The organism is Wolbachia endosymbiont of Pentidionis agamae, assembly GCF_036711655.1.
GTDB lineage: Bacteria > Pseudomonadota > Alphaproteobacteria > Rickettsiales > Anaplasmataceae > JAZHPY01.
Map to the genome: position 1 here is coordinate 1 of NZ_JAZHPY010000062.1, position 6435 is coordinate 6435.

Below are 6435 nucleotides of genomic sequence, written 5' to 3' on the forward strand. Positions count from 1 at the left end.
AAAGGTTGTAATCTACTAGAAAATAATATGAGAGGGGTAATGAGGTTTGAAAAAATAAGCAGGTTGGGAGACGAAAGATTTCGCCGATTAACAGGTGTAAAGCTCAAGTAAGAGAATGACTGAGATTTTAATTGATGTAGAAGCTAAAAAGAAGGCCAAAGGAGGAAAATCAAACAAATTATGGGGAGACCTCTTGCTTTTGAGGAAATATCGGATATAATTACGTAAAGCTATGGAGTGAGCGAAAGTGCCTACTATCGTAACATTCGATGGATCTCTGGTAAAACATCAGGAATTTGTGTTGCCAGGCCGAAAAGAGTTGTTACATGGAATTTGATGCAACCGAGACTTTCGTGGAAAGACCCAAGCAGAAAAGATTAATTTTATTCAAGAAAAAGCATAGCATACAAATAGAAAAATAGAGCAGTTTATACAACTTTTTCGAAAGATAAACGGCATGATTTATGAATTTTTGACTCTTTGAAAATTCATATTTTAAAGGTTTTGGCAGATATAGAGGTTTGCAAAGAATTCATGAAAGCAGCATAGAAAAAGGACTAAAGAAAAAAGGAAAAGAGCTTGCTAGTCAGAGAGTAATCGTAGAAAATGTTATTAAAAAGGTTTAAAATTTATTTATAGACCACTATCGAAATCGGTAAAAACGTTTTGCTTTAAGGTTCAATTTGATAGCTGGAATTTACAATCTGGATATGAGTTATGTAAGAGGTCTAATATATCTTGTGAATTATTCAATATTACAGAAGGCTAGGAAAAGTTGCTAGAATTGGTTTTATATTGAATAGTATCGTTTTACGTAAAATATTTTGGTAAATAGACCATTAGGTGGATAATTGCAGCAAAAATTTGCTTATGAGAAAATATAACTTTACAAGAAGCAGTAATAAAACTTGAGCTACTTTGCTACAGATGAATTTGAGAAAATAGTTTAAGGCAGGAAATTTATCTAATAAACATTAGAATAAAGCATAATATTGAGATTAATTGAAATATTATTCTTGTAATCATTAATTTATTCCTAAACTTTGAGTAGGTATTATTACTTAGCGCCATTAGTGTGACTCCTACCGCTAAAGTAATAAAAGTAAGCAGCACAAAACATAATAAAATCCAGAACATATATCTATAAAAAGTAACAGATCAATATATTATCATAGAAATTTCTGCAAGTTTAACTTAAAAAGCTTGATATATTTTTCTAAATATATTATTATTTAAATAGAGGGGGAAATATGTTAGGTGAATTTACTGAACAAAATGCAATACAGTTTGTAAAGAATAGTCGTTATTATAATACAAATGATAAAATAAAAGCTTTAGAAAATATAAAAACTCATCTAGTTCAAATTCAAATAATCTTTGAGAGTAACTTATCAGAAGAATATAAAAATTGCTTAATAAGTGATGAACAAGCTTTAGAGAATGTCAAGGAGAATGCAGATCTAGTTTTGAGAATGCTTCGTGATGTTAAAGAGAGTAAACTAAAGTACGAGATAATCGGATCTGAATCTTTTTTTCAAGATATAAATACTTATTAAAAAGAAGTTAAAATAATTCAAAATAGTGATTTAAGTGCAGATATAAAGTATAAAGTGATCGTACTAATTCTGCTTTACACAATCTAAGAATGTATACAGAAGAAGCTCGAATAATTCTTGCTAGTAATTTACATGGTGATATGAAGCAATCTATTTTATGTTTAAAAGATAATTCTATTCTAAAGAATATTAAACTTTTTCCTACAGAAAGCAAATTTGTTTTATGTAATTGTAGTATCTATTCTTCGAGTAACGGAAATACTGATAAGATTGGAATTCTGGAAAATCAAAATTTGTTAAAGGATATTTTTAATACAAAATACCCTGATTGTACTGAAGAAAAAATACAGAATATTAAAAGAGATGTAGATAGTTTTTTTCTGCTTAAAGAATGTGGATTGATTCAAAAGTTTGAAGATAAGGACTTTAAAGAAAGTACTAAAGAATTGATAGAAGAAAAATTTTTTAATTTAGAAGATAGAAAAGAAAAAGATGGTTGAGAAGACTATATTGAACATACCAAACGTGCAGTAAAGAAATTGCCTTCAGTAGATTACCCTTCACCACGCTTAGAATACATATCATTAAAAGCAGTTGTGAAAGTTACAAATACGCTATCTTCTTAATTCAAGAAATCTAATAACATGCATTATCTTTTAGTGCATGTTATTTTGATTTAATGTTTACAAAAAATAACAGCCATAATAATTCATCCAATTCAATTTGTTACTATAAAAATTTCTCAAATCACTAATCTCATATTTTAGCATTGCTAGTCTTTCTATGCCCATACCGAATGCAAAGCCTCTATATTTTACATGATCTATTCCAACATTTTTAAAAACATTAGGATGTACCATTCCACATCCCATTATTTCTATCCAATTACTGTTTTTATAACTTATATCTACTTCTGCAGAAGGCACTGTAAAAGGAAAAAAACTACTCCTGAAACGTATTTTTAATTTCTTATTTTCAAAAAATTCACTAAGAAATTTATAAACAGTATATTTCATTTGACCCATATTTACGTTATTATTGACATATAATCCCTCTATTTGATGAAACATCGGAGTGTGAGTTGAATCAAAATCATTTCTATATACTCTACCAGGAGCTACGATTTTTATCGGGAAGTTTGTTACTTTTTCCATAACTCTAATCTGTACAGATGAAGTATGAGTGCGAAGTAACATCTTTTTGTCATTGATCTTATTCTTGAGATAAAATGTATCCTGTGCTTCTCTTGCAGGGTGATAAGTTGGAGTGTTTAAGGCATCAAATACATGAAACTCATCTTCAATATCTGGACCATCAATTACTGAAAATCCCATATGCAAAAAAATACTCGTTACTTTGCTTAACACCTTACTAAGTAAGTGAATTTTGCCAACCTTTTCAGGTCTTATAGGTAACGTAATATCAATAGCTTCATTCTTTAATTTTAAATTAATACTCTCTTCTTTCAGTATATTTTCTTTATTTTTTATTAGATGTACTATCTTGTCACGCAAGTTATTAACATTAACTGCAACTTCACGTTTTTCTTCCAAAGAATCTATTTCCTTTAAATAATTAAAGTAAAGTCTTACTTTACCGCTTTTACCTAAGTAAAATAACCTGATTTTTTCTAATTCCTCTAAAGAAGATGTAGATGAAACTTGAGAAATTATAGATACTTCAATTTCAGATAGCTCATCATGTAATTTTTTAGTGTTCACTTTATTTCCTGATCTATTATATATATTGTAAGTAAAATATAAAGATTGCCAATCAAAACTGATGGGCTTAGTTATTTTACAGTATTTCTAGCAGCAAATGCTATCTTTAATGTTCCCTCATCAAGATAATCAATTTCTCCGCCAATTGGTATGCCGCATGCTAAACGTGATATTATAATATTTGAATCTTTCAATATTCCAGTAATATACTGAGCTGTGACTTGCCCTTCCAAAGTATTATTAGTAGCAATAATAACTTCCTCAATTCCATGATCTCGTACCCTATTCATCATAGTATCTAACCTTAGCTCCTTAGGTCCAATACCATTGATTGCAGACAACCTACCGCCCAGAACATGATATGATCCAGAATATATATTGCCTTTTTCAAAAGCCCAGAGATCACTTAATTCTTCTACTACACATAATAATTTAGTGTTGCGCTTAGAGTCAGTACAAATAGCACATGGTGAAGCAGTATCCAGGTTGCCGCAGATATTACACTCCATTATTAGTAGTGCAAGCTCTTTGATTAAAGATGCAATAGGTAACATAACTTTTTCTTTATGTTGAAGCATATGGATAACCAGCCTACGTGATGATGATGGCCCTAAATTCGGTAACTTAGATAGAGCATTAATAAGATTCCTTATGTTTATATTCATCTATAACAACCCCACTTTTATACAATATTTATCATCCTTGAACAATAATTTCACATCTTTTATTCCATAACTGCGAAGTTTTGAAACTGTTGATTTAGCAGCATTAATATCTTTAAAAAATGCAATGTACCCTTTACTTTCAGGAATGTTCTTTTTTGGATGACGTTCATGTATTATTCTTTCATAATGTTTCTTATAATGTGGATTTTTCTTTACCAGCTGTTCTGACATTTTCCTTAAATATTGCACTTTAACTCTTGTAAGTCCATCTTTGTGAAATCCTAAAACTTTGGCTGCCTTTTCTGAAAGATCTATTATTCTATTCTCAAAAAACGGTCCTCTATCATTTACCCTAACAGTAAGTTTTTTTCCGTTTTTTAAATTAGTTACAAGTACAAAACATGGTAATGGCAATGTCCTATGCGCTGCTGTAATTAAATGACGATTAAATACTTCACCATTTGCGGTTAATTTACCATGATCTTCTATCCCATACCATGACGCTATTCCTATCTCTTCATAATTATCATAACTTTTTGGATGATAAGTTACACCTTTAATTGTATAGTGATTACCAATCTTATAATAACCTGAACTATTACGATATTTATGATAAAAGTTACAGTTACTAACAAGGATTAACATAAAAAATAAAAGCACTAGTTTTATCATCTACTGGATAGAGTAATAATATTTTCTTTTAAATATCTTTATATTATAATGAATTTAGTAATAAGGTAAATCTTTAAAATGGATAGTAACAAGATAATTCATATTATTGGTATAGGTGGAATAGGAATGAGTGCTATTGCTGAAATTCTCAATAACCTTGGTTACAGAGTGCAGGGTAGTGATTCATACTTAAGTGCTAATGTAGATAGGCTTCAAAAAAATGGCATAAAAGTATATGTTGGTCACAACTCTGGTAATATTAATGAAGCTCATACGGTTATATATTCTTCTGCAATCAAATATGACAATGTAGAGTTAGTTGCTGCACGAAATAATAATAAAATTATTCTTCATAGGTCTAATATTCTAGCTGATCTTACAAAAGGAAAATATGTGATAGCAGTATCAGGTTCAAGTGGAAAGACAACAACAACGGCAAAAATTTCTTCTATTCTTGATTATTCTGAAATTAATGCAAGTGTTATTATAGGTGGAGTATTAAATGCTTCTAGGAGTAACGCAAAATTTGGAAAAAGCAATATTTTTTTAATTGAAGCTGATGAATCAGATGGAACTATGTTAAAAATTCAATCTGATATTGCTGTTATAACAAGTATAAATGATGATCATATAGATTATTATGGTACATCTAATAACATTAGGAATGCGTTTTCTAAATTTGTAAATCAAGCAAGTTATGCAATTTTACCAGATCTTGCATGTATTGTACATAATAATAGTATAACATTTGGGTTTAACGAAAGTGCAGGTGTTAGAGCTGTTAACGTTAAGCAGCGTAGTAATAGCATGGAATTTGACGTATTATATGTAGCATCAGGTAGAGAAGATGCTCAGGCATCACCTCAAGTTCTAGTATTAAAAAGTATGGAAAACTTAGTGTTATCGAATGCAATTGGGTTACATAAAGTAAGTAACGCTCTAGCTGCCATATCGGTTGCAATAAAATTAGGACTTAGTGAAGAAAACATTAGAAATGGTCTTCTAAATTTTAAAGGAGTAGAAAGAAGATTTTGTACAATTGCAGAAATTAATGGAATAAAATTAATCGAAGATTATGCACATCATCCAGATGAAATATTAGCAACTTTAACAGCTGCACGTTCAATTACTGAAGGAAAGATCATTGGAATAATAGAACCACTTCGATTTTCTCGAGTGCGTAGTTTTTTTAGTGAATTCATAAAAGTTTTTACAATGTTTGATTATGTTATTCTTACTCCCATTCATCCTCCAGGAGATAAAGCCATTCCTGGTTACAATATAGATGATATTAAACAAGCTTTGGCGAAAAAAGGATTCATTAATGTAAAAATTATTAATGACTTCTTGCTTATCTCACATTTTATTAGTCATTTTGCATGTTCAGGTGATATAGCACTATTCATTGGTGCTGGCACTAATATTGCTAAGCTTGCAAAAGAAACAGTGAACTACTTGCACAGACAAAAGTAAATAAATTAACTCTATTTCTTTATTTGCAAACTACCATGAAAGTAAAGCAAGCCTTCTTTAAATTCATATATAGCTCTGTGTAATGCTAATTCTGGATTAGAAGAGGATATAAAAGAGATAAAAACTCAGTTAGAAATTAAAGTGAGAATACCAATGGATAAAGATATAACAGAACTGTTTTGTTTGGTTGATGATTTTTGTAAAGCTATAAATTTTGCAAACAAACTGTGCTTTTTATCTGCATCACTTAACATTTTTCTATAAATCAGAGTTTTGCCTTCATACACCAGTTACACTAAAGCCCAGAGTTTTGTGGCATTTAGCTATGCAGTACCTTTGTAGACTGTC

General features: G+C 29.9%; 6 protein-coding genes and 1 pseudogene. 4 read left to right on the forward strand and 3 right to left on the reverse strand.

From position 1 onward, the window contains the following. Positions 1 to 1250: 1250 nt before the first annotated feature. Together V6U76_RS03975 and V6U76_RS03980 are read left to right on the forward strand one after the other, a co-directional pair. The gene (locus V6U76_RS03975) at positions 1251 to 1556 is read left to right on the forward strand and encodes a hypothetical protein (RefSeq protein WP_333023740.1); all 306 of its coding nucleotides are present in this window, start codon (positions 1251 to 1253) and stop codon (positions 1554 to 1556) included. Positions 1557 to 1645: 89 nt separating this feature from the next. Continuing rightward, complete coding sequence (locus V6U76_RS03980; RefSeq protein ID WP_333023741.1) at positions 1646 to 2056, forward strand: hypothetical protein; 411 nt, start codon at positions 1646 to 1648, stop codon at positions 2054 to 2056. Positions 2057 to 2239: 183 nt separating this feature from the next. On the opposite strand, the gene pheS is transcribed toward V6U76_RS03980, so the two are convergent. From pheS to V6U76_RS03995, 3 genes are all read right to left on the reverse strand, one after another. Continuing rightward, the gene (pheS, locus tag V6U76_RS03985; protein ID WP_408647428.1) at positions 2240 to 3241 is read right to left on the reverse strand and encodes a phenylalanine--tRNA ligase subunit alpha; all 1002 of its coding nucleotides are present in this window, start codon (positions 3239 to 3241) and stop codon (positions 2240 to 2242) included. A gap of 107 nt (positions 3242 to 3348) precedes the next feature. Then, positions 3349 to 3936 carry a recombination mediator RecR gene (recR, locus tag V6U76_RS03990; protein WP_333023745.1) on the reverse strand — a complete coding sequence of 196 codons (588 nt, stop codon included), beginning with the start codon at positions 3934 to 3936 and terminating at the stop codon, positions 3349 to 3351. A 6-nt stretch (positions 3937 to 3942) separates the two neighbouring features. Next, complete coding sequence (locus V6U76_RS03995) at positions 3943 to 4614, reverse strand: septal ring lytic transglycosylase RlpA family protein (RefSeq protein WP_408647426.1); 672 nt, start codon at positions 4612 to 4614, stop codon at positions 3943 to 3945. Between the two features lie 78 nt (positions 4615 to 4692). Here V6U76_RS03995 and murC point away from each other — a divergent pair, with 78 nt between their 5' ends. Both murC and V6U76_RS05695 read left to right on the forward strand, forming a co-directional pair. Further along, positions 4693 to 6087, forward strand: a complete 1395-nt coding sequence (gene murC, locus V6U76_RS04000) for a UDP-N-acetylmuramate--L-alanine ligase (protein WP_333023744.1) — start codon at positions 4693 to 4695, stop codon at positions 6085 to 6087. Between the two features lie 153 nt (positions 6088 to 6240). After that, positions 6241 to 6435: pseudogene (locus V6U76_RS05695) on the forward strand (IS982 family transposase); the annotation flags it as partial.